This window comes from Pseudomonas sp. NFPP25 (genome assembly GCF_900116505.1).
Classification (GTDB): Bacteria; Pseudomonadota; Gammaproteobacteria; order Pseudomonadales; family Pseudomonadaceae; genus Aquipseudomonas; species Aquipseudomonas protegens.
Genome location: NZ_FPBG01000006.1, coordinates 410,150 through 433,626, shown reverse-complemented (window position 1 = coordinate 433,626; position 23,477 = coordinate 410,150). Strand labels below are relative to the sequence as shown.

The 23,477-nt window shown below is 61.8% G+C and carries 18 protein-coding genes; 7 read left to right on the top strand and 11 right to left on the bottom strand.

The features are described from left to right. Window position 1: 1 nt before the first annotated feature. Complete coding sequence (locus BM382_RS25115) at window positions 2-724, top strand: glycerophosphodiester phosphodiesterase (RefSeq protein ID WP_015634820.1); 723 nt, start codon at window positions 2-4, stop codon at window positions 722-724. 42 nt (window positions 725-766) lie between these two features. Here BM382_RS25115 and sthA read toward each other — a convergent pair whose 3' ends face one another. Continuing rightward, window positions 767-2,161 (bottom strand): Si-specific NAD(P)(+) transhydrogenase, encoded by a 1,395-nt coding sequence (gene sthA / locus BM382_RS25110; RefSeq protein ID WP_011060278.1) that lies wholly within the window; start codon window positions 2,159-2,161, stop codon window positions 767-769. 201 nt (window positions 2,162-2,362) lie between these two features. Further along, complete coding sequence (locus tag BM382_RS25105; protein WP_225368792.1) at window positions 2,363-3,283, bottom strand: FAD:protein FMN transferase; 921 nt, start codon at window positions 3,281-3,283, stop codon at window positions 2,363-2,365. Between the two features lie 382 nt (window positions 3,284-3,665). On the opposite strand from BM382_RS25105, the gene BM382_RS25100 reads away from it, so the two are divergent. After that, window positions 3,666-4,964 (top strand): MFS transporter, encoded by a 1,299-nt coding sequence (locus BM382_RS25100; RefSeq protein ID WP_019093676.1) that lies wholly within the window; start codon window positions 3,666-3,668, stop codon window positions 4,962-4,964. A 116-nt stretch (window positions 4,965-5,080) separates the two neighbouring features. Here BM382_RS25100 and BM382_RS25095 read toward each other — a convergent pair whose 3' ends face one another. After that, entirely contained in the window at window positions 5,081-6,544 is a 1,464-nt protein-coding gene (locus BM382_RS25095) for a glyceraldehyde-3-phosphate dehydrogenase (protein ID WP_011060275.1), read from the bottom strand. 353 nt (window positions 6,545-6,897) lie between these two features. Here BM382_RS25095 and mfd point away from each other — a divergent pair, with 353 nt between their 5' ends. The 3 genes from mfd to BM382_RS25080 are packed head-to-tail and all read left to right on the top strand — an operon-like array spanning window position 6,898 to window position 13,626. Then, window positions 6,898-10,347 (top strand): transcription-repair coupling factor, encoded by a 3,450-nt coding sequence (gene mfd / locus BM382_RS25090; RefSeq protein ID WP_072444144.1) that lies wholly within the window; start codon window positions 6,898-6,900, stop codon window positions 10,345-10,347. A 10-nt stretch (window positions 10,348-10,357) separates the two neighbouring features. Next, the gene (locus tag BM382_RS25085) at window positions 10,358-10,924 is read left to right on the top strand and encodes a CsiV family protein (RefSeq protein WP_011060273.1); all 567 of its coding nucleotides are present in this window, start codon (window positions 10,358-10,360) and stop codon (window positions 10,922-10,924) included. Window positions 10,925-10,935: 11 nt separating this feature from the next. Further along, window positions 10,936-13,626 (top strand): DEAD/DEAH box helicase, encoded by a 2,691-nt coding sequence (locus tag BM382_RS25080; protein WP_072444145.1) that lies wholly within the window; start codon window positions 10,936-10,938, stop codon window positions 13,624-13,626. A gap of 54 nt (window positions 13,627-13,680) precedes the next feature. Here BM382_RS25080 and nagZ read toward each other — a convergent pair whose 3' ends face one another. Continuing rightward, window positions 13,681-14,679 carry a beta-N-acetylhexosaminidase gene (gene nagZ / locus BM382_RS25075; protein ID WP_170866347.1) on the bottom strand — a complete coding sequence of 333 codons (999 nt, stop codon included), beginning with the start codon at window positions 14,677-14,679 and terminating at the stop codon, window positions 13,681-13,683. A gap of 181 nt (window positions 14,680-14,860) precedes the next feature. Beyond that, a complete protein-coding gene (locus BM382_RS25070) occupies window positions 14,861-15,568 on the bottom strand; it encodes a TetR/AcrR family transcriptional regulator (RefSeq protein ID WP_011060270.1) in 708 nt (235 codons plus the stop codon). A gap of 251 nt (window positions 15,569-15,819) precedes the next feature. Between BM382_RS25070 and lexA the strand changes: the two genes are divergently transcribed. Beyond that, window positions 15,820-16,425, top strand: coding sequence for a transcriptional repressor LexA (lexA, locus tag BM382_RS25065; protein WP_011060269.1), 606 nt, complete (start codon window positions 15,820-15,822; stop codon window positions 16,423-16,425). A gap of 10 nt (window positions 16,426-16,435) precedes the next feature. After that, window positions 16,436-16,909, top strand: coding sequence for an SOS-induced cell division inhibitor SulA (gene sulA, locus BM382_RS25060; RefSeq protein WP_011060268.1), 474 nt, complete (start codon window positions 16,436-16,438; stop codon window positions 16,907-16,909). A 106-nt stretch (window positions 16,910-17,015) separates the two neighbouring features. Here the strand turns inward: sulA and BM382_RS25055 are convergent, their stop codons facing one another. The 6 genes from BM382_RS25055 to topA form a co-directional block, all read right to left on the bottom strand. After that, complete coding sequence (locus tag BM382_RS25055; protein ID WP_011060267.1) at window positions 17,016-17,249, bottom strand: hypothetical protein; 234 nt, start codon at window positions 17,247-17,249, stop codon at window positions 17,016-17,018. A gap of 158 nt (window positions 17,250-17,407) precedes the next feature. Next, window positions 17,408-17,965 carry a LemA family protein gene (locus BM382_RS25050; protein ID WP_072444149.1) on the bottom strand — a complete coding sequence of 186 codons (558 nt, stop codon included), beginning with the start codon at window positions 17,963-17,965 and terminating at the stop codon, window positions 17,408-17,410. 3 nt (window positions 17,966-17,968) lie between these two features. After that, window positions 17,969-18,985: a hypothetical protein gene (locus BM382_RS25045; protein ID WP_019095698.1), complete on the bottom strand. Its 1,017-nt coding sequence runs from the start codon at window positions 18,983-18,985 to the stop codon at window positions 17,969-17,971. Continuing rightward, on the bottom strand, window positions 18,985-20,019 hold the full coding sequence (locus BM382_RS25040; protein ID WP_015634812.1) for a hypothetical protein: 1,035 nt from the start codon (window positions 20,017-20,019) through the stop codon (window positions 18,985-18,987). The genes BM382_RS25045 and BM382_RS25040 overlap by 1 nt, the downstream gene beginning before the upstream one ends. A gap of 50 nt (window positions 20,020-20,069) precedes the next feature. After that, the gene (locus BM382_RS25035) at window positions 20,070-20,594 is read right to left on the bottom strand and encodes a DUF6586 family protein (RefSeq protein WP_072444151.1); all 525 of its coding nucleotides are present in this window, start codon (window positions 20,592-20,594) and stop codon (window positions 20,070-20,072) included. Window positions 20,595-20,758: 164 nt separating this feature from the next. After that, entirely contained in the window at window positions 20,759-23,371 is a 2,613-nt protein-coding gene (topA, locus tag BM382_RS25030) for a type I DNA topoisomerase (protein ID WP_072444153.1), read from the bottom strand. Window positions 23,372-23,477 lie beyond the last annotated feature (106 nt).

Genomic DNA, 23,477 nt, shown 5'->3' with positions numbered 1-23,477 from the left:
TGTGACCCTGATCTATGGCCATCGCGGCGCTAAAGGCGAAGCACCGGAAAATACCCTGACCAGCTTTCAGGAGTGCCTCAAGCACGGCGTGCGCCGTTGCGAGCTCGACTTGCACCTGTCCATGGACGGCGAGTTGATGGTGATCCACGACCCGACCCTCAAGCGCACCACAGACCGGCGCGGCAAAGTGGTGGAGCATTCCGCCGCCGAGCTGGTGACCTACGACGCGCGCAAGGGCGGCCCGGGCTGGGTCAACCCCTGCCCCATTCCGCGCCTGGAAGAGCTGTTCGAGAAATGCGACTTCGAGCACTGGCAGCTGGAGGTCAAGAGCGCCTCACGCACCCGCGCCGCCACCACGGTGCTGGCGATTCGCGAAATGGCCCAGCGTTTCGGCCTGCTGGACAAGGTCACCGTGACCTCAAGTTCTCGGGAAGTATTGAAGGCCGCCGTGGAGCTGACCCCGGACCTGTCCCGCGGACTAGTCGCCGAATACGCCTGGCTCGACCCATTGAAGGTCGCCCAGAGCTATGGCTGCGAGATTCTGGCGTTGAACTGGACGCTGTGCACCCCAGAGCGTCTGCAACGGGCGCAGCGCCAGGGCTTGCATGTGTCGGTATGGACGGTCAACGAGCCTGCGCTGATGCGCAGGCTCGCCGACTTCGGCGTAGATAGCCTGATTACAGACTTTCCCGGTTTGGCCAGCGCCACCCTCGAGAATCGCTGAAATCGGTCTCCCCGGCCGGCTCAGGCCACCGGCCGGAGCCGCTCAAAAAAGCCGGTTGAGGCCATCGTATGCCGCTACCCGATAGGCTTCGGCCATGGTCGGGTAGTTGAAGGTGGTGTTGACGAAGTACTTCAGGGTGTTGAGCTCGCCCGGCTGGCTCATGATCGCCTGGCCGATGTGCACGATCTCCGAAGCCTGGTAGCCGAAGCAATGGACGCCGAGGACTTCCAGGGTTTCCCGGTGGAACAGGATCTTCAGCATGCCTTGAGGCTCGCCGGCGATCTGCGCACGGGCCATGCCCTTGAAGAACGCCTTGCCCACCTCGTAAGGCACCTTGGCCTGGGTCAGTTCCTGCTCGTTCTTGCCGATGGAGCTGATCTCGGGAATGGTGTAGATCCCGGTCGGCACGTCGTTGACGAAGCGCCAGCTGCCGTTGTCGACAATGCTGCCGGCCGCGGAACGACCCTGGTCGTGGGCGGCACTGGCCAGGCTCGGCCAGCCGATCACGTCACCGGCCCCGTAGATGTTCGGCACGCAGGTGCGGTAGTTCTCGTCGACTTCGATCTGGCCGCGGCTGTTGACCTTGACCCCGATGTTCTCCATGCCCAGCTTGTCGGTATTACCGGTACGGCCGTTGCACCAGAGCAAGGCGTCGGCCTTGATCTTCTTGCCGGACTTGAGGTGCAGGATCACGCCGTTGTCCACACCTTCAACGCGGTCGTATTCCTCGTTGTGGCGCACGGTGATGTTGTTGTTGCTGAAGTGGTAGCTCAGGGCCTGGGAAATTTCAGAATCCAGGAAGCTCAGCAACTGGCCGCGGTTGTCCACCAGCTCCACCAGAACCCCCAGGCCACTGAAGATCGAGGCGTATTCGCAACCGATGACCCCGGCGCCGTAGACGATGAGTTTGCGCGGGGTGTGGCCGAGGCTGAGGATGGTGTCGCTATCGTAGATACGCGGGTGGCTGAAATCGATATCCGCGGGGCGATAGGGGCGCGAACCGGTGGCGATGATGATGTGCTTGGCTACCAGCTTTTCCACCACGCCGTTGGCGCAGACCACTTCCACGGTCTGCTCGTCGGCGAAGCTGCCAGTGCCGAAGAACACATCGACCCGGTTGCGGGCGTAGTAGCCAGTACGCGAGGCCACTTGCTTGGAGATGACCTTCTCGGCGCTCTTGAGCACGTCCGGGAAGGAGAACCAGCGCGGCTCGCCAATGGCCCGGAACATCGGGTTGGTGTTGAACTGCATGATCTGCCGGACCGAGTGACGCAGGGCCTTGGACGGGATGGTACCCAGGTGGGTGCAGTTGCCGCCGACCTGGCGACGGCTATCGACCATCGCCACTTTGCGTCCTGCTTTCGCGGCGTTCATCGCCGCACCTTCTCCAGCGGGGCCTGAGCCCAGCACCACTACGTCGTAGTTGTAGACAGCCATGCGTACTCCTCAGAACAGGCCGAGACACCCTTCTGGCGTCTCCGGCTAAATCATGCCGCGGCCAGCGGCATGAAGGATCAATTTGGCTCGGTTACGAACCCGGGCACAGTCTATAGAAGCGTCAACGCCGCGCACATTAACCCTTGGTCGCGTCGTAGGCTACTTTTGCCTGCACTACAGGCTGCGCAACAGCGCACCAGGTTATTGTTTTTGCCCGGCCAGCAGCGCATCGAAAGCCGGGTTGCTGCGTGTGACGAAACCTGTAGCGCTGCGCATCACAAAAAATCCGGCGATGCCGTGTTTTTCCGCGTAGTCCCAGCCCGCCTCCGGGCCGAGTATCAGCAACAGCGTCGACAGGCCATCGGCCATCAACGCCGAAGGATGAATCACCGTTACCGAGGCCAACGGGTGGGCGATGGGTTGGCCGAGCCGGGCATCGAAGGTATGGGAGTAACGCTGGCCGTCCTGCTCGAAGTAATTACGGTAGTCGCCGGAAGTGGAAACGCCAAAACCATCCAGGGCGATCACCCGCTGGGCTACCTGCTGGTCATCACGCGGCTCCTCCAAGGCTATCCGCCATGGTGAGCCGTCGGGCTTGCGACCCACGGCCTTGAGCTCACCGGTGGCTTCGGCAAGGAAGCTGTCAATCCCCAGTTGCGTGAGCCGGGCAGCGATGCGGTCCACCGCATAGCCTGCGGCGATGCTGTTGAAATCCACCTCCACCGGCGCATCCTTGCACAGCTCCTGCCCTTCGATACGCAGGTGAGCGTGCCCTACCCGCTGCCGCACCTCAGCCAGGGCTGACGCGCCGGGAACCTTTTCCTCTCGCCCCTGAGGGCCAAAACCCCAGAGATCCAGCAGCGGTTCCACCGTCAGGTCGAAGGCGCCGTCGCTGTCCCGGGACAACTGCTCACCCACTCGCACCAACTGCAACACCGGCTCCGGCATCGGCTGGCAGCTATCAGCGGGCAAGGCGTTGAAACGCTCGATGTCCGAATCGCTGCGATAGGTGGACATCTGCCCGTCGACCTCGGCCAGAATCCCCTCGACCTCAGCCTGTACCAGCGACGGCGCCGGCCCCTGGGCGTGACGCACATACTGCACCGACCAGGTGCTGCCCATGGTCGGCCCGGAGAGGCTTTCCAGGCGCTCACCGCCACAACCGGCCAACAGCACCAGCGCGGCGTACAAAGCGCTCCATCGCGATCGTTGCTTACCCGACAAGGTGTTCCTCCCGATCAACCGCCCTGCTGGGCCAGCTGACAGTGCAAATGGCCATTATGCGACAGACGGAGGCCGCCTGCCCGGCGTCCCACCGCCTTGGCTACGGGCAGAACCTTGATCTAGAGCCGCCCTGCCACCCCAAGAGTTTTTGTTGCCGGATGGCTTTCATACACATATCGTTACAAAACTGTTCAGCGTGCAGCCTCGAGCCCCGACTTTGCAGTAAGGGACGCATAACGACCAGGGATTGCTAACAAGACAGCCAAAGTGAGTGAAAAAAATGTCCACGACCACGGGCAAAGGCAAGGCGATCTTTCGCGTTGTCAGCGGCAACTTTCTCGAGATGTTCGACTTCATGGTCTACGGCTTCTACGCCACGGCGATTGCCAAGACCTTCTTTCCTGCGGACAGCGCCTTCGCCTCGTTGATGCTGTCCCTGGCGACCTTTGGCGCGGGCTTCCTGATGCGCCCCCTGGGAGCGGTTTTCCTCGGTGCCTACATTGACCGTCACGGCCGTCGCCAAGGCCTGATCATTACCCTGGCACTGATGGCCGCGGGCACCGTGCTGATTGCCTGCGTGCCGGGCTACGCCACCCTTGGCGTCGCCGCGCCCTTGCTGGTGCTGCTGGGTCGCCTGCTGCAGGGCTTTTCCGCCGGCGTCGAGCTGGGCGGGGTGTCGGTGTACCTGGCCGAAATCTCCACGCCGGGCCGCAAGGGCTTCTTCGTCAGCTGGCAGTCGGCCAGCCAACAGGCCGCAGTGGTCTTCGCCGGCCTGCTGGGCGTAGGCCTGAACCACTGGCTGAGCCCCGAGCAAATGGGTGACTGGGGCTGGCGCGTGCCGTTCCTGGTGGGCTGCATGATTGTTCCGGCGATCTTCATGATCCGTCGCTCCCTGGAAGAGACCCCTGAGTTCCAGGCCCGCAAGCATCGCCCTTCGCTGCAGGAAATCGTCCGTTCCATCGGCCAGAACTTCGGCATCGTCATCGCCGGCATGGCTCTGGTGGTGATGACCACCGTGTCCTTCTACCTGATCACCGCCTACACCCCGACCTTCGGCAAGGCCGAACTGCACCTGTCGGACTTCGACGCCCTGCTGGTAACCGTGTGCATCGGTCTGTCGAACTTCTTCTGGCTGCCGGTCATGGGGTCGCTGTCGGACAAGATCGGCCGCAAGCCGCTGCTGCTGGGGGCGACCATCCTGGCCATCTTCACGGCTTATCCGGCACTGTCCTGGCTGGTGGCCAACCCCAGCTTCAGCCACCTGCTGATCGTCGAGCTGTGGCTGTCTTTCCTCTATGGCTCGTATAACGGCGCGATGGTGGTGGCCCTGACTGAAATCATGCCGGTGGAAGTGCGCACCACGGGTTTCTCCCTGGCCTACAGCCTGGCCACCGCGACCTTCGGCGGCTTTACCCCGGCGGCCTGCACCTACCTGATCCACGTCCTGGGCAATCAGGCGGCTCCGGGCATCTGGCTCAGTGGCGCGGCGGTGCTGGGGCTGATCGCCACCCTGGTGCTGTTCCGCGGCAATCGCCACGAACTGCGTACCGCGCAAGCGGCAACAGCGCGCGGCGCCTGAGACAAAAGCTTCGCTGGCAAGCCAGCTCCTACGGGCTTGCGCCGACCTGGCTTGCCGGCGCAAGCCACAAACAAAAACGCCCCGACAAGTCGGGGCGTTTTCATTTCAGCAGTCGCTTAGCGTGGGAACGCTGGCGGGTTGACCCCGGCCATGTCTTCCATCACGCGCACTACCTGGCAGCTGTAACCGAACTCGTTGTCGTACCAGACGTACAGAACAACGCGGTTGTCCTGAACGATGGTCGCTTCAGCGTCGACCACACCGGCGTGACGCGAGCCCACGAAGTCGGTGGACACCACTTCCTGCGAGTTGACGAAGTCGATCTGCTTGTGCAGGTCGGAGTGCAGCGCCATGTAGCGCAGGTACTCGTTCATCTCTTCACGGGTGGCGGCTTTCTCGAGGTTCAGGTTGAGAATGGCCATCGACACGTTTGGCGTCGGAACGCGGATCGCGTTACCGGTCAGCTTGCCGGCCAGCTCAGGCAGGGCCTTGGCAGCAGCAGTAGCAGCACCGGTCTCGGTGATCACCATGTTCAGCGCGGCGCTACGGCCACGGCGATCGCCCTTGTGGAAGTTGTCGATCAGGTTCTGGTCGTTGGTGTACGAGTGAACGGTTTCGACGTGACCGTTGATGATGCCGAACTTGTCATTCACAGCCTTCAGCACCGGCACGATGGCGTTGGTGGTGCAGGAAGCGGCGGACACGATCTTGTCGTCAGCGGTGATTTCGTTGTGGTTGATACCGTGAACGATGTTCTTCAGCTTGCCTTTGCCTGGCGCGGTCAGAACAACGCGATCGATACCCGGGCAGGCCAGGTGCTGGCCCAGACCGTCGGCGTCACGCCATACACCGGTGTTGTCCACCAGCAGAGCGTCCTTGATGCCGTACTGGGTGTAGTCCACCTCGGTCGGGTTCTTCGCGTAGATGACCTGGATCAGGTTACCGTTGGCGGTGATGGTGTTGTTTTCTTCGTCGATGGTGATGGTGCCGTTGAACGAACCGTGCACCGAGTCGCGACGCAGCAGGCTGGCGCGCTTGGTCAGGTCGTTTTCGGCGCCCTTGCGCACCACGATGGCGCGCAGACGCAGGCCGTCGCCACCACCGGTTTTCTCGATCAGGATGCGCGCCAGCAGACGGCCGATACGACCGAAGCCGTACAGGACTACGTCAGTGCCTTTGCGGGCCGAAGCATTTTGCTGGCCAACCACATCAGCCATTTCTTCGCGAACGAACTGCTCGGCGCTGCGGCCATTGCCTTCGTTACGGAATTTGAACGCCAACTTGCCCAGGTCTACCGATGCCGCGCCGAGCTTGAGCTCGCTCATGGCTTTAAGCAGAGGGAATGTTTCGTGGACGGAGAGTTCGCTATCGTCGGAGGAACGGTGGCGAGCAAAGCGGTGAGCTTTGAGAATCGCGATGACAGACTGGTTGATCAGGCTGCGGCCATAGATCGAGCTCACCACGTTGTTATTGCGGTAGAGCTGACCGATAAGCGGAATCATCGCTTCTGCGAGTGCTTCACGGTCGATCCATTCACCAAGACACTGGTCGGGCTTCTGAGTCACGGGAACCTTCCACATGTAGGGGCAGAAAAAAGGGGCTACATTATGCCGCCCAGTTCCTGTCGTAGCAATGCGCGCCTGTCGTGCGGAACGTAACAAAAAGCCCTTGCAAAAAAACACCACTGTGCTGGAGACCAGTAAAACCGCGGCTTCCAGCAGCGTCAATTTTTTGGACATCACACCAGCCTGTCTGTAACCCTCCGTAACACCAGCCACAATCGGCACTACATTTCAGGTCAAGAAGCGCATTTTGTTGTCATAGCCACTACATTTGCCCCAACCAGCGTATTAGACGCATCAGCCACTGACAGTGGCTGCCCGGGGCCGTTACAATTACCGACTTTGTCGCAACGCTTGGAGCTTGACCGTCCGTGCCCGTCCTGCGTCTACCGCTACTCCCTGCCGCCGCCGGCAAACAGCATTGGGGCAACTTGCCCGGTGCCGCCCTGAGCCTGGCCATCGCCGAAGCCGCCAGCGCTGCCAAGCGCTTCACCCTCCTGCTGACTGCCGACAGCCAAAGCGCTGACCGGCTGGAACAGGAGCTGAGCTTCTTCGCCCCGGATCTGCCGGTGCTGCATTTTCCTGACTGGGAAACCCTGCCCTACGACCTGTTCTCGCCGCACCAGGACATCATTTCCCAGCGCATCGCCAGCCTCTATCGGCTGCCGGAGCTGGAACATGGCGTGCTGGTGGTGCCGATCACCACTGCCCTGCACCGCCTGGCGCCCACCCAGTTCCTGCTGGGCAGCAGCCTGGTGCTGGACGTCGGCCAGAAGCTCGATGTGGAACAGATGCGCACCCGCCTGGAAGCCAGTGGTTACCGCTACGTGGACACCGTCTACGAACACGGCGAATTCACCGTGCGCGGCGCACTGATCGATCTGTTTCCCATGGGCAGCAAGCTGCCCTATCGCATCGACCTGTTCGACGACGAAATCGAGACCCTGCGCACCTTCGATCCGGAGAACCAGCGCTCCATCGACAAGGTCGACTCGGTGCGCCTGCTGCCGGCCAAGGAGTTCCCGCTGCAGAAAGAAGCGGTGACCCGCTTCAAGGCGCGCTTTCGCGAACGCTTCGATGTGGACTTCCGCCGCTGCCCGATCTTCCAGGACCTGAGCAGCGGGATTACCCCGGCCGGTATCGAGTACTACCTGCCGCTGTTCTTCGAAGAGACCTCGACCCTGTTCGACTACCTGCCCCAGGACACCCAGGTGTTTTCCCTGCCGGGCATCGAACAGGCCGCGGAAAACTTCTGGAACGATGTACGCAACCGCTATGAAGAGCGCCGCGTCGACCCTTCGCGCCCGCTCCTGCCCCCGGCCGAACTGTTCCTGCCAGTGGAAGACTGCTTCGCCCGGCTGAAGAACTGGCCGCGAGTGGTGGCCAGCCAGCAGGACATCGAGACCGGTGTCGGCCGCGAACGCTTCCCGGCCCACGAGCTGCCGAACCTGGCCATCGAAGCCAAGGCCAACCAGCCGCTGGCAGCACTTTCGGGCTTTCTCGACGACTTCCCCGGGCGAGTGCTGTTCACCGCCGAATCCGCCGGCCGCCGGGAAGTGCTGCTGGAGCTGCTGGAGCGCCTCAAGCTGCGGCCCAAGACCGTCGACAGCTGGCCGGACTTCGTCGCCAGCAAGGAACGCCTGGCAATCACCATCGCCCCGCTGGACGAAGGCCTGGTGCTGGACGATCCGGCCCTGGCCCTGGTGGCCGAAAGCCCATTGTTCGGCCAGCGAGTAATGCAGCGTCGGCGCCGGGAAAAGCGCGCCGATGCCAACAACGACGCGGTGATCAAGAACCTCACCGAGCTGCGTGAAGGTGCGCCGGTGGTGCATATCGACCATGGCGTCGGTCGCTACCTGGGCCTGGCGACCCTGGAAATCGACAACCAGGCCGCCGAGTTCCTGACCCTGGAATACGCCGAGGGCGCCAAGCTTTATGTGCCCGTGGCCAACCTGCACCTGATCGCCCGCTACACCGGCAGCGACGACGCCCTCGCGCCCCTGCATCGCCTGGGCTCGGAAGCCTGGCAGAAGGCCAAGCGCAAGGCCGCCGAACAGGTGCGCGATGTGGCTGCCGAACTGCTGGACATCTATGCCCGCCGCGCCGCCCGCGAAGGCTATGCCTTTGCTGACCCGAAGGCCGACTACGCCACCTTCAGTGCCGGCTTCCCCTTCGAGGAAACCCCGGACCAGCAGAGCACCATCGAAGCGGTGCGCGAGGACATGCTGTCGGGCAAGCCCATGGACCGCCTGGTATGCGGCGACGTGGGCTTCGGCAAGACCGAAGTGGCCATGCGCGCTGCCTTCATCGCGGTCCACGGCGGCAAGCAAGTGGCGATCCTGGTGCCCACCACCCTGCTCGCCCAGCAGCACTACAACAGCTTCCGCGACCGCTTCGCCGACTGGCCGGTGACCGTGGAAGTGATGAGCCGCTTCAAGTCCACCAAGGAAGTGAATGCTGCGGTAGCCGACCTCGCCGAAGGCAAGATCGACATCGTCATCGGCACCCACAAGCTGTTGCAGGACGATGTGAAGATCAAGAACCTGGGGCTGGTGATCATCGACGAAGAACACCGTTTCGGTGTCCGCCAGAAAGAGCAGCTCAAGGCGCTGCGCAGCGAAGTCGACATCCTGACCCTGACCGCCACGCCGATCCCGCGGACCCTGAACATGGCCGTCTCGGGCATGCGCGATCTGTCGATCATCGCCACCCCGCCGGCTCGGCGCCTGTCGGTGCGCACCTTCGTCATGGAGCAGAACAAGAGCACGGTCAAAGAGGCCCTGCTGCGCGAACTGCTGCGTGGCGGCCAGGTGTACTACCTGCACAACGACGTGAAGACCATCGAGAAATGCGCCGCCGACCTGGCGGAACTGGTACCCGAGGCGCGGATCGGCATCGGCCATGGGCAGATGCGCGAACGCGAACTCGAACAGGTGATGAGCGACTTCTACCACAAGCGCTTCAACGTGCTGATCGCCTCGACCATCATCGAGACCGGGATCGACGTACCGAGCGCCAACACCATCATCATCGAGCGCGCCGACAAGTTCGGCCTGGCCCAGTTGCACCAGTTGCGTGGCCGGGTCGGCCGTAGTCACCACCAGGCCTACGCCTACCTGCTGACACCGCCGCGCCAGCAAATCACCCCGGACGCCGAAAAGCGCCTGGAAGCTATCGCCAACACCCAGGACCTGGGGGCCGGTTTCGTGCTGGCCACCAACGACCTGGAAATTCGTGGCGCCGGCGAGCTGCTGGGCGACGGCCAGAGCGGGCAGATCCAGGCTGTGGGCTTCACCCTTTATATGGAGATGCTCGAGCGCGCGGTGAAAGCCATCCGCAAGGGCGAACAGCCGAACCTCGACCAACCCCTGGGTGGCGGCCCGGAAATCAACCTGCGCCTGCCGGCACTGATTCCCGAGGACTACCTGCCGGACGTGCACGCGCGCCTGATCCTCTACAAGCGCATCGCGTCGGCCACCGACGAGGACGGCCTGAAGGACCTGCAAGTGGAGATGATCGACCGCTTCGGCCTGCTGCCGGAGCCGACCAAGAACCTGATCCGCCTGACCCTGCTCAAACTCCAGGCCGAGCAACTGGGGATCAAGAAGGTCGACGGCGGCCCACAAGGCGGCCGCATCGAGTTCGCCGCAGATACACCAGTGGACCCACTGGCCTTGATCAAACTGATCCAGGGCCAGCCCAAACGCTACAAATTCGAAGGCGCAACCCTGTTCAAGTTCATGGTGCCGATGGAGCGCCCGGAAGAGCGCTTTAATACATTGGAGGCACTGTTTGAGCGCCTCACCCCGAAATCTGCTTGAAGGACGCCCCATGCGCCTGTTCCGCTCCCTGACCCTGCTCGTGGCCCTGGTCGCGCCAACGGCCTTTGCCGATGACCTGTACCAGGTGGAAATGATCCTCGTACGGCAGAACGCCGAGCCGCTGATCGTCAGCCGTGCAGCCCCCGAAGACTGGGCCGCCGGCGCTCAACGGCTGAGCCCGGACAGCCTGCGTACCCCAGCCCTGGGCAGCATCGTGGAAAAGCTCGGCGCCAGCGGCAGCTACAGCGTGCTGTTGCACAAGGCCTGGCAACAGACCCTGGGGGAAACCCCGGTGAAGGTTGCCCTCAGCGATGGCCCGGAACAGTTCGGCCAGTTCCCCATCGAAGGCACCCTGAGCCTGAAGCTCGGGCGCTTCACCGATGTGGACGCGGACTTCTGGGTCAACCAGATCGACAGCAACGGCCTGGTCACCAGCAGCGAGCGCCTGAAACAGCAGAGCCATACCAAGAATGGCCAGCTCAACTACCTGGACAACGGCCACCTGGCGCTACTGATCAAGATCACCTCGCTGACCGCACCGGCACCGCGCCCCGCTCCAACTGAAATTCCGGACTGATCGAAGTCCCTATGACCCCGCCCCTGACCAAACCCCTGGCCCCCTCCTGGGTCAACCGCTTCAAGGAACAAGCCTTGGAGCGTGGCCGGCGCTACGCCCTGGAAAAACGCGTGCGCATCGCCACGGCCGGAGACAGCGCTATCACCGCCAGTTGCGAAGGCTCCGGTGGCACTATGTACCGGCAGACCATCACCCTGCGCGAATCGAGCAAGGGCAACCTGCTGCTGATCGACGCCCACTGCACCTGCCCAGTACGCAGCAACTGCAAGCACATCGCTGCGGTGCTGCTACAAGTGGAGGAAACCCTGGCCTACCCGGCGGCAGCCCAGGACGCAGAACTGCTGGAAAAGCTCTCCGCAGTCCTCGACAGCCGTCGCCCCGCTGCCCTGCCCCAGGTACTGCTGGAGGATGTGCACCCGGTGCCGCGGCTGTGGCTGGCAAGCATCGAGTTCAGCGCCTTCGAACCGCGCAACGGCAAGATGCAGCGCTACATCCAGCACCGCGCCGCACTGTCGTTCAACTACAGGGGCGAATACGCCAGCGGGCAGAAGAACACCGATGTGATCATCCGCCAGGAACACCAGAGCCTGCGCATCAAGCGCCAGCCCGAGCTGGAACAGGGCTGGCGCGAGCAATTGCGAGGCCTGAGCTTCAAGATCGCCACCCGGCAGAGCAAGGCACTGCCGGAAAGCGCCGGCGAGCTGTTCGAGATGGTCAACGACAGCGCCTGGCTGACCTTCACCCTCAACGAACTGCCCAAGCTGCGCAGCCAGGGCTGGGAGCTGCAGATCGACGAAGGCTTCGGCTTCGACCTGACGGCGGTGGACGACTGGTACGCCAGTGTCGACGAGGCCCCGGGCCGCGACTGGTTCGACCTGGAACTGGGGATCATCGTCAACGGCGAGCGCTTGAGCCTGCTGCCGATTTTGCTCAACCTGATGCGCTCGCACACCGAGATCCTCAATCCGGAGCGCCTGGCCAAGCGCCGCGACGACGAGCTGATCCTGGTGAACATTCCCAATCGGCCCAACTCCCTGCATGGCCCGCTGCAAGTGGCACTGCCCTATGGCCGCCTGAAGCCGGTACTGGCAACCCTGGGCGAGTTCTATCTGCAAGAACCCGGCGATACCACCCTGCGCTTGAGCAGCGCCGACGCCACCCGCCTCAACCCGTTGCAGGACCTGCCACTGCTATGGGAAGGCGGCGAACACATTCGCACCTTCGCCCAGCGCCTGCGGGACATCCGCGACTACTCGGCGCCGGCGCCCCAGGGCCTGAACGCCACCCTGCGCCCCTATCAGCTCGAAGGCCTGAGCTGGATGCAGTCACTGCGCCAGCTGGAAGTGGGCGGCATCCTGGCCGACGACATGGGCCTGGGCAAGACCCTGCAAACCCTGGCGCACATACTCAGCGAGAAGAACGCCGGGCGCCTGGACCGCCCCTGCATGGTGGTAATGCCCACCAGCCTGATTCCCAACTGGCTGGACGAGGCCGCGCACTTCACCCCGCAGCTCAAGGTACTGGCGCTGTATGGCGCCGGGCGCAAGAAACACTTCGCCCAGCTGGGCGATCATGACTTGCTGCTGACCACCTATGCGCTGCTGCCCAAGGACATCGAACTGCTGGCGGCCCAGCCCCTGCATGTGCTGATCCTCGATGAGGCGCAGTACATCAAGAATCCGTCGAGCAAGGCCGCCCAGGCTGCTCGGGAACTCAATGCCCGGCAGCGCCTGTGCCTGTCCGGCACGCCGCTGGAAAACCATCTGGGGGAGCTCTGGTCGCTGTTCCACTTCCTCTTGCCGGGCTGGCTCGGCGATGCCAAGAGCTTCAACCGTGACTACCGGGTACCGATTGAAAAGCACGCCAGCGAAGTGCGCCTGCAGCACCTCAACGGCCGGATCAAGCCCTTCCTGCTGCGCCGTACCAAGGAGCAAGTGGCCACCGAACTGCCGCCCAAGACCGAGATCATCCACTGGGTCGAGCTCAACGAGGCGCAGCGTGATGTCTACGAAACCATGCGCCTGGCCATGGACAAGAAAGTACGCGACGAAATCACCCGCAAAGGTGTGGCGCGCAGCCAGATCATCATTCTTGAAGCCCTGCTCAAACTGCGCCAGGTGTGTTGCGACCTGCGCCTGGTCAACGACTCGCCACCCACACGGGGCAGCTCCTCAGGCAAGCTCGACAGCCTGATGGAAATGCTTGAAGAACTGTTCGAAGAGGGCCGGCGGATTCTGCTGTTCTCGCAGTTCACCTCGATGCTGAGCCTGATCGAGGCCGAGCTGAAGCGGCGCAACATCGCCTACGCCTTGCTCACCGGCCAGACCCGGGACCGGCGCACTCCGGTACGGGACTTCCAGAGCGGCAAGCTGCAGATTTTCCTGATCAGCCTCAAGGCTGGTGGTGTCGGCCTCAACCTGACCGAAGCCGATACGGTGATTCACTACGACCCGTGGTGGAACCCGGCCACCGAGAGCCAGGCTACCGACCGCGCCTATCGCATCGGCCAGGAAAAGCCCGTGTTCGTCTACAAGCTGATTGCCCGAGGTACGGTGGAAGAAAAGATCCAGCACCTGCAGCAGGAAAAATCGGACCTGGCGGCAGGCGTGCTTGATGGGCGCAAGGCCGGTGACTGGAAGCTGCAGAGCGACGACATCGAAGCCTTGTTCGCCCCACTGCCGGACAACAAGGGCGGCCGCTGAGACCGGCCACGTGCGGGGGCATCCAGAATTGCCCGGAGCCCCCTTGCGAAGTCGTCAGTCGATCAACTGGGCATCCTTGAGGGCACCCAGCGCCGCCAACCAACGCGGATCCTGCTTGTACTCGATATTGGCGAAGGCCTGGCCACGCATCCGCGCGATGCGTGGCGAAGGCTGCACCTTGAGGCGCTGCACGGCACTCAGGGCCAGCTCGGCGGCAGCACGGTCATTGCATACCAGCCCCATGTCGCAACCGGCGGTCAGTGCCGCTTCGATCCGGCTTGCCGCGTCCCCGACGACATGGGCGCCGGCCATGGACAGGTCATCGCTGAAGATCACCCCGTCAAATTGCAGCTCGCCACGCAGGATGTTCTGCAACCAGTAGCGCGAGAAGCCGGCCGGTTGAGGGTCGACTTGCGGGTAGATGACGTGCGCAGGCATCACTGCCGCCAACCGCTTGCTCAGACGAGCAAAGGGCAGCAGGTCCTTGGCACGGATTTCATCCAGACTGCGCTCGTCATTGGGGATCGCCACATGGGAGTCGGCCTCGGCCCAGCCGTGCCCGGGAAAGTGCTTGCCGGTAGCGGCCATGCCGGCGCTGTTCATACCGCGGATAAACGCACCGGCGAGCAACGCCGCCTGCTCGGGGTCGCCCTCGAAAGCCCGGCTGCCCACCACCGCGCTGCGCTGGTGATCGAGGTCCAGTACCGGGGCGAAGCTCAGGTCCAGCCCCACCGCCAGGACCTCGGTGGCCATGACCCAGCCACACTGCTCGGCCAGGTACTCGGCATTCGGATTGTCGGCCAGGGCACGCATGGCCGGCAGGCGCACAAAGCCCTGGCGCAGACGCTGCACCCGGCCGCCCTCCTGGTCCACGGCCAACAACAGGTCCGGGCGAATCGCGCGAATCGCCGCGCACAGCTCCCGTACCTGGCGCGGATGTTCGATATTGCGGGCAAAGATGATCAACCCACCGACCTGCGGCTGGCGCAGGAGTTGGCGATCTTCGGCCGTCAGCCAGGTACCGGCGACGTCCACCATCAAAGAGCCTTGCAGGCCAGCAGTCATAGAAATTCCTTAAGCACTACGATGGCTTCCAGGCAACGCTGATCGAGCCGCATCCGCATGGATGCAGCCGGGCCGAGCAGCATCGGCGCAGGGAAGGCACGGGATATAGAACGAGAATCGGCATGGGCGGCTAGCTTAGCGGATGTAAGCTGTCGCGCCCACCCGAGGGTCAGGCCTTGGCGGCTGCCGGGGCCGATTTGCTGCGCGGCTTGAGCTGGGCGCTGGCCATGGCTTCGTCGGTGACGCCGGTTTCGGCACGCATGCCGGCGGCGAGGAACGGCACCATCAGGCGCATCACCTGCTCGATGGAGGTATTGACCCCGAAATCGGTTTCGGCGATAGCCCGCAGCGCCTTGATCCCGGACATGCTGAACGCGGCAGCGCCGAGCATGAAGTGCACGCGCCAGAACAGCTCGATGGGCGGAATACGCGGCGCCGCTTCGTTGACCAGCAGCATGTAGCGGCGGAACACCTTGCCGTACATGTCCTCCAGATAACGCCGCAAGTGCCCCTGGCTCTGGCTGAACGCCAGCCCCAGCAGACGCATGAAGATCGACAGGTCGTTACCGCTGCGCGGCTGCACTACCAGGGCCTGCTCGACGAGGATTTCCAGCAGCTCTTCCAGGCTCGGCTTGTTCTCCGGCCTGGACTGACGGCGCTCAAGCTCACGATCGAGACTGATGCAGAACGGGCCGAGGAAACGCGAGAATACCGCCTGGATCAAGGCCTTCTTGGACCCGAAATGATAGTTGACCGCTGCCAGGTTGACCCCGGCCTTGCTGGTGATCAGCCGCAATGAGGTTTCGGCAAAACCTTTTTCCGCGAACAACTGCTCGGCAGCATCGAGAATGCGTTCAACGGTTTCCGACTGGGCCATGGCTACTCCGCCTGACAAACACTTGTTTGAAACATACGTTTCAGGCTTTGCAATGTCAAGCCTGCCGGCCTCTGCGCAAGCCGTCCGGCGCGCTATTTAATCACACCTGCCGGCCACTGTAGCCAGCCTTCGGCGCAGGATTGCGGCCCCCGGATGACAACCGCTCGGCCGCCACAGGCAAAAGGAGGATTGCCAAGCGACGTTCACTGTATATAATCCCAGTCACTGTATAAAAAGACAGAGCGATCGACATGCTAAAACTGACGCCACGCCAAGCTGAGATTCTGGCTTTTATCAAACGCTGCCTCGAAGACAACGGCTACCCGCCCACCCGTGCGGAAATTGCCCAGGAACTGGGATTCAAATCGCCCAACGCCGCTGAGGAACACCTCAAGGCCCTGGCCCGCAAAGGCGCCATCGAGATGACCCCGGGTGCCTCCCGCGGAATCCGCATTCCCGGCTTCGAAGCCAAGGCCGACGATACCCTGCCGATCATTGGCCGTGTCGCCGCCGGTGCACCGATCCTGGCCCAGCAGCACATCGAAGAGTCCTGCAATATCAACCCGACCTTCTTCCACCCTCGCGCCGACTACCTGCTTCGCGTCCACGGCATGAGCATGAAGGACATCGGCATCTTCGACGGCGACCTGTTGGCGGTACACACCACTCGCGAGGCCCGCAATGGCCAGGTCGTGGTGGCGCGCATCGGTGATGAGGTCACGGTCAAGCGCTTCAAGCGCGAAGGCAGCAAGGTCTGGCTGATTGCCGAGAACCCTGAATTCGCCCCCATCGAAGTCAACCTGAAAGATCAGGATCTGGTGATCGAAGGCTTGAGTGTCGGCGTCATTCGCCGCTAAAGGAGGCTCCATGCAGTTCCCCCACACACCACAGCAAGCACAACTGCCACTGTTCGAGGCGTTCCTGGCCCAGCCATTGGCGCCCGCCCTCAAGGAAGTGGTCGAATCGCCCTGGAACAAAGATCCAGAAGCCTTCAGCGAGCTGTCGTTACGCGGCGCCGCCGGGAACTGCCTGAACCTATTGGCACCGATCCTTCGGGAACTCAGCCAGGACCAGGACGCGCGCTGGCTGACACTGATCGCCCCGCCCTCCAGCCTGACCCAAAGCTGGCTACGGGACGCCGGCCTGAATCGCGAGGGGATCCTGCTGCTGCACCCCCGGGGCAATCAAAGCCCGCAACAGCTCGCCTGCGAGGCCCTGCGCCTGGGTCGCAGTCATACCGTAGTCAGCTGGTTGAACCCGTTGAGCGCCAGCGCCCGGCAACAGCTGATCAGCGCCGCACGTACTGGCGATGCGCAGAGCCTGAATATTCGCCTGGGATGAAACACCGGGAAAGCGTGGGATTTACGCTTGAATGACACAAGGCTTCTCCAGGATTGAGAAGCCGGAACAAATGCGACGGATGACCGGAGAAACCCGATAGACGGGCTTAGTGCAGAACCCGCGGGCCATCTTCCTTGTCAATTTCACCTTCAACCAATCGACCGGCCATCTGTACGCCGACGCTCAACATGGCCTTGGCCACTTCCACGTGCTGACCTTGCAGAAAGGCTTTGGCATCCTCGGAGAAATCCAAAGTAACCAGAGAACCCTCGTCCTCAGCTCTGCGCAGCTCGATACGGCCGTCTGGCAACTCGACAATTTCTAGAAAGGACGTTGGCATAAAGGTCTGGTCTCCACGAAAGGGCGGGATTATATCAGTCATCACCCCTGCCCCGCTCAGGATCTTGCAAGGGGGTCGTGCCCCCTCACCAGGAATTACTTCCCGATCCTTGCAATCAACACCTAGCCACACCGACCCCAAGCCCGCGCCAGCCCCCTTCAAAAATTCGGCTTGTATTCAAAACCCGCCGAGGCCTGGCTGTCGGAAAACGGCGTGATCAGCGACTTCTTCAGGGCTAACCGATTGACCAGGGAGCCGGGAAACATCTGAATGGAGTTGTTGAAGTGCTCCACATTCAGGTTGAACAGGGTAATCGCCCCACCGATATTGCCTTCCTGCTCGGCAACCTCACGCATCAGGTTGCTCAACAACTCGACGGACTTGAGGTCGGGGTAGGCCTCAAACGCAAGATTCAAACCGCCCAGCAAAGCCTTGGTGCCCTGGTCTACCGACTTGAGCGCATCACCGTCGGCTGCGGATGGCAAGCTACCAATGGCACTACGCAGCCCAACGATCTTTTCCAGCAACTGGCTTTCGTAGGCCTGGAAGCCAGCCACTTGCGGCTCCAGCATGTCCAGCACCCTGATCCTCTGGCGCTGGTAGGTCAGCACATCCGACCAGGCCCGCTGGGCACGGTTATGCGCACCGACAATCTTGTTGTAGTGCACATAGGCAAGAACGCCCAAGGCAATCGCGATGACCAGCAACAACTCCATACTCTACTGCTCCATTTCATCAGTGACCTTCAGCGGAAGATCGAAATTGTTGTCGTGCAGCTCCGCCAACTCATGCACCAGGGCCAGCACCGGAAACAGGTTAGGCAACGGCAGGCCCTGCTCGATATTGGCGTAGAAGCTCGGCAGATCGTCAAACGTGCCCGGATCCTTGTAGGCCATGACCTCGGCATCATCGAAGCTCAGACATAAATGGCCCTCGCTGGAGAATTCCAGATTCACCTTTTTCAGCCGCCGACGAAGTTCCAGCAAGAAAGCCAGGGTGGTGGGCGTTGCGAACTTCGCGCAAGCCAGCTCACTATCACCGGTGAAATTGAAGCTTCTGTTGAAGTCATCGGAAGTGGTCTCAAAGACTTTGCGCTTCTTGCTCTTGGTATTTGGCAGATCACTGCGCACCATCACCCCTCTGACCCAAGGAAAGTCCACCACCAGGCTGAAGCGATCGAAACTCTCATAGACCCGCTCGCTCTCGCCATCGGATTTGCGTTTGTAGTGGGAGTTCACGTAACGCAGATGGTGGAAGACAAAGGACAACTGATGCCGCGGGCCCTGGTAGGTCCCCCTGGCTGAAGCCTCGATACGTCGGCTGTCATTGCCGCGATCATAGTCGTCGAACTCACTGCTCAGTTGCGCGAAACGCTCATCGGCGGTTCCGCCCGGGTCCCAAAGGCCGTTACTGAGGAATGAACACTTACGGGCTATTTTCTGCGGTAACTCGTCTAACACGGCTTTACGACCCATCCAGGTATACAAGGTGGCAAAACCCAGGCAGGCCGTCGCAAACCACATCAGCTCCACACCCGCCATGGCCGGGATCGCCGACACAATAGCCAGCATCAACAGCAGCCAGGACTGGGCATGATCGAACTCCAACCCTCCCCTGAAGGACTGGAGCCTGGCGATGACCCTCAATAGATCCTCGTTGCTCTTGGCTCGAGCCACCTCTGCATTGCTAGTGGCCAACAACTTCACCAACTCGGCATCGTGCTTGAGAAACTGCATTACATTTCCTTGATCAAGTTGCCAGCCTCAGGAACATCTGGAACAGCAGCAAGAGCATGGCTGTCATGCAACTGCGCCAACCGATGCACCAGTTCCAGCAGTGAATACAGCTTCGGCAACTCGATACCCGCCTTGATCCGCTCGCGAAAGACCGCCAGGTCACTCAGCGAGCCCGGATCGGCATGGGCAATGATGTCCGCATTATCAAAGCTCAGACAGAGCCGCCCTTGACTGGAAAACTCCAGATTGACCCGGTAAAGGTGGCGTGAAAGCTCCATCAGGAGGTCCAGGGTTGCTGGCCTGGCGAAGTGTTCGCAACAGGCCTGATCATTACCGCGCAGTACAAAGACCTGGTCGAAATCCTCGCGACCGGTCTTGAACGGCTGCCCCGCCAATGACACTTCCAGGGGACTGGAGCGAACCGTAATCTCTGTCACCCACGGGAAATCCAGCACCAGGCTGTAGCGGTTGTACGTGTCGTAGACAGTGCGATAGCTGCCGCCGGCACCAGGCTCTTGCCTAGAATTGACGTACTGCAGATGGTGATACTCGAACGCCAAGGACTGGCGAGGCCCCTGGTAGACACCCAGGAGCGAGTCCTGGATATGGCGTCGCTCATTACCCCGCTGGTAATCGCTGAACTCGTTGTTCAGCCTTTTCAGGCGCCAGTCGGCACTGCTGTCGGACTCGCTCAAGCCATGATGAAACATTACGCACTTGCGCACGATGCTTGCCGCCAGATCAGTCAAGGAACCAGAGGTCCCTTTGCTGACGTAATAGCTAAAGAAACACAGAGCCAGAAACACCCAGAACATCCCGCCCATGCCGTCCATCAGCAGCGCGACAGCCAGGGAGGCAAACGCCAGGACCAGAAGCGTTATTGCCTGCACATGGTCGAATTCCAGACCGCCGGGGAATATCTCCAGCCTGTCGAGCACTTCCAGCAAGTCAGTATTGGACTGGGCACGAACCACTCGCACCCGGCAATCGTTCAGCAGGCGAAGCAGCGCCTGGTCACGCAAGAAGAACAGCATGAATCTTCCTTGATCAAATAGTCACGCCACCCATCAAGCAGCGCTCAGGATCAACACTCGTTAAGGCCATCCCTGAAACGAATGGCCAGGGCCTTGAGGTTCTGCCGCCAGCTTTCCAGCTCTTCCCGACTCAGTGCCGGCTCGGGCTCCTCTTCATCCAGATTGACCGCAACAATCAGTGGCTGGGTTACGTCGCCCTTGGGCTTGTGCGGCGCCTGTGGCGGCTGAAACAGCTCGCTGTAAGCAGACAGCAGTTGCGCCAGCCAGGTTTGCGGGCTGTGCACCAATTCCACCAGCTCTGCCAGCTCGGGAATGGCAATGCTTTGCAGCACTTCACGATTGAGGATCTGCTCGACCCGGGCCGCATTGGCCTGCGGCAGCCGATAGAACCCGGCAATTTCATGGCACAGCCCCAGCAAGGCCCCGTACAGGTGGAACAGCACCGACTCGCGCCCCGCCTGGACCTGCGCCTGGGCATTCATGGCCCGCCCTTCCTCAGCGCGTGCCAGGGCTTCGAGCGACAGACCGGCAAAGTAGATTTTCTGATTGGTACGGGTATAGAGCTCGTGGGCCATATGGGCAGCCTCCACTGCGAAAAGAGAACCAGATGCAGACGGCACAGTTTCAGGGATCACTCCAGCTTGCCGCAAGCAAAAGAAAGGCCGCATGCCCCCTTGAAGGAGTCATGCGGCCCTGTTGGTCGCTACACCGAGAAGCTAGCCCTCGGCAGGCCAAGCACTTAGCGCTTGTCTTCGACCTTCCATTTACCGCCGTCGTAGAAGGCACGCCAGCCGGTCGGCTTGCCGTCGACTTCGGTCTGCACGTACTGCTCCTTGGTCTTGCGGCTGTAGCGCACCACCGCAGGGCGGCCGTCCGGGTCCTTCTGCGGAGCTTCGCAGAGGAAGTGGTACTTGGGATCGATCTCATCCTTGTGCGGGATCAGTTCCAGCACCAACGGCGCACGGGTCTCGCGGTTTTTCGGGAACTGACTGGCCGCCAGGAACAGGCCCGAAGCGCCATCGCGCAGGATGTAGGTGTCGTTGACCTTCTCGCACTTGAGCTCGGGCATCTTCACCGGGTCCATCTTCGGCGGCGCCGCGTCACCGCTTTTCAGCAGCTTGCGAGTGTTCTTGCAGGTCGGGTTGGTGCAACCGAAGAACTTGCCGAAACGGCCGGTCTTGAGCTGCATCTCGCTGCCGCACTTATCACACTCCAGGCTCGGGCCTTCATACCCCTTGATCCGGTAGCTGCCCTCTTCGATCTCGTAGCCGGCGCAATCCGGGTTGTTACCGCAGATGTGCAGCTTGCGCTTTTCGTCCAGCAGGTAGGCATCCATCGCCGTACTGCAGATCGGGCAACGATGCTTGCCGCGCAGCACCAGGGATTCGGACTCGCCTTCGTCATCCGCGGCGATCTCGTCGCCCGGCACCAGGTTGACGGTGGCCTTGCAACGCTCCTTGGGTGGCAGGCTGTAGCCCGAGCAGCCGAGGAACACGCCAGTGGAGGCGGTACGGATCTGCATCGGCCGGCCGCAGGTCTGGCATGGGATATCGGTCATTACCGGCTGGTTGGCGCGCATGCCGCTTTCGGCGCCCTCGGCCACTTCGAGCTTCTTCTTGAAGTCGCCGTAGAATTCGTCGAGGACGTTCTTCCAGTCGCGCTCGCCCTGGGCCACGTCATCGAGGTTCTCTTCCATGCCGGCGGTGAAGCCGTAGTCCATAAGGTTGGAGAAGCTCTCGGAAAGGCGCTCAGTGACGATGTCGCCCATCTTTTCCGAATAGAAACGACGGTTGTGCAGGGTCACATAGCCGCGATCCTGGATGGTCGAAATGATTGCCGCATAGGTCGAAGGACGACCAATGCCGCGCTTTTCCATTTCCTTCACCAGGCTGGCTTCGGAGTAACGCGCCGGGGGCTTGGTGAAGTGCTGGCTCGGATCGAGCTTGATCAGCTTCAGCACTTCGCCCTGGGCCATTTCCGGCAGCACATCGTCATCGCCCGGCTTGGCCATCTGCGGCATGACCCGGGTGTAACCGTCGAACTTGAGGATGCGGCCCTTGGCACGCAGCTCGAAGTCGCCAGCGGCGACGCTGACGGTGGTGGACAGGTATTGCGCCGGCAGCATCTGGCAGGCGACGAACTGGCGCCAGATCAGCTCGTAGAGGCGCTCAGCGTCACGTTCCATGCCCGACAGCTTGCTTGGGTGGGTGTTCACATCGGACGGACGAATCGCCTCGTGCGCCTCCTGGGCCCCTTCCTTGCTGCTGTAGACATTGGGCGAAGCCGGCAGGTACTTGTTGCCGAACTCGTCTTCGATATAGGTACGCGCCATCGCCACGGCATCGGCCGAGAGGTTGGTGGAGTCGGTACGCATATAGGTGATGTAGCCGGCTTCATACAGACGCTGGGCCATCATCATGGTCTTCTTCACGCCGAAGCCCAGGCGATTGCTCGCAGCCTGCTGCAGGGTGGAGGTGATGAACGGCGCCGATGGCTTGCTGCTGGTGGGCTTGTCTTCACGCTTGGCGACGCTGTAGGCCGAGGCCTTGAGCTTCTCCAGGGCGGCCATGGCCTGTGCTTCGTTGAGCGGTTTGAAGGCTTCGCCGTTTTCACGGGCCACTTCAAAACGCACATTCGAGCCCTTGGCAGTGCCCAGGTCAGCGTGTACTTCCCAGTATTCTTCCGGGATGAAGGCACGAATCTCACGCTCGCGCTCCACCACCAGCTTCACGGCTACCGACTGCACGCGACCGGCAGACAGGCCACGGGCAATCTTCGCCCACAGCAGCGGCGAAACCATGTAGCCCACCACGCGGTCGAGGAAGCGTCGCGCCTGCTGGGCATTGACTCGATCAATGTCCAGCTCGCCCGGCTGGGAGAAGGCTTCCTGGATCGCCTTCTTGGTGATTTCGTTGAACACCACGCGTTTGTAGCGGCTGTCATCACCGCCGATGGCTTCCCGCAGGTGCCAGGCAATGGCTTCCCCTTCGCGGTCCAAGTCCGTTGCGAGATAGATGGTGTCGGCATCCTTGGCAAGGCGGCGCAGCTCTTCGATGACCTTTTCCTTGCCAGGGAGGATTTCGTACTTGGCTTTCCAGCCGTGCTCGGGATCGACGCCCATGCGCGACACCAGCTGCTTGCGAGCCTTTTCCTTCGGCGACAGAGCCGGGGTTTCGCCAGCAGCGGCCTTGCCACGCTTGGCGGCTGGCTCCTTGGCGGCACTTGCCGAACCGCTGGTGGGCAGGTCTCGGATATGGCCGATACTCGACTTCACCACGTATTGGTTACCCAAGTACTTGTTGATGGTCTTGGCCTTAGCCGGGGATTCCACAATGACCAGCGATTTGCCCATGGATCAGAAAATTCCTGAATTCGAGAAGTGAAAGGCGGTTGGCGCCTGACGCGGCACCGCTATATATAGTGGCAACAGGGTGAGGTCAAGCGCAGGGTACTGCGCG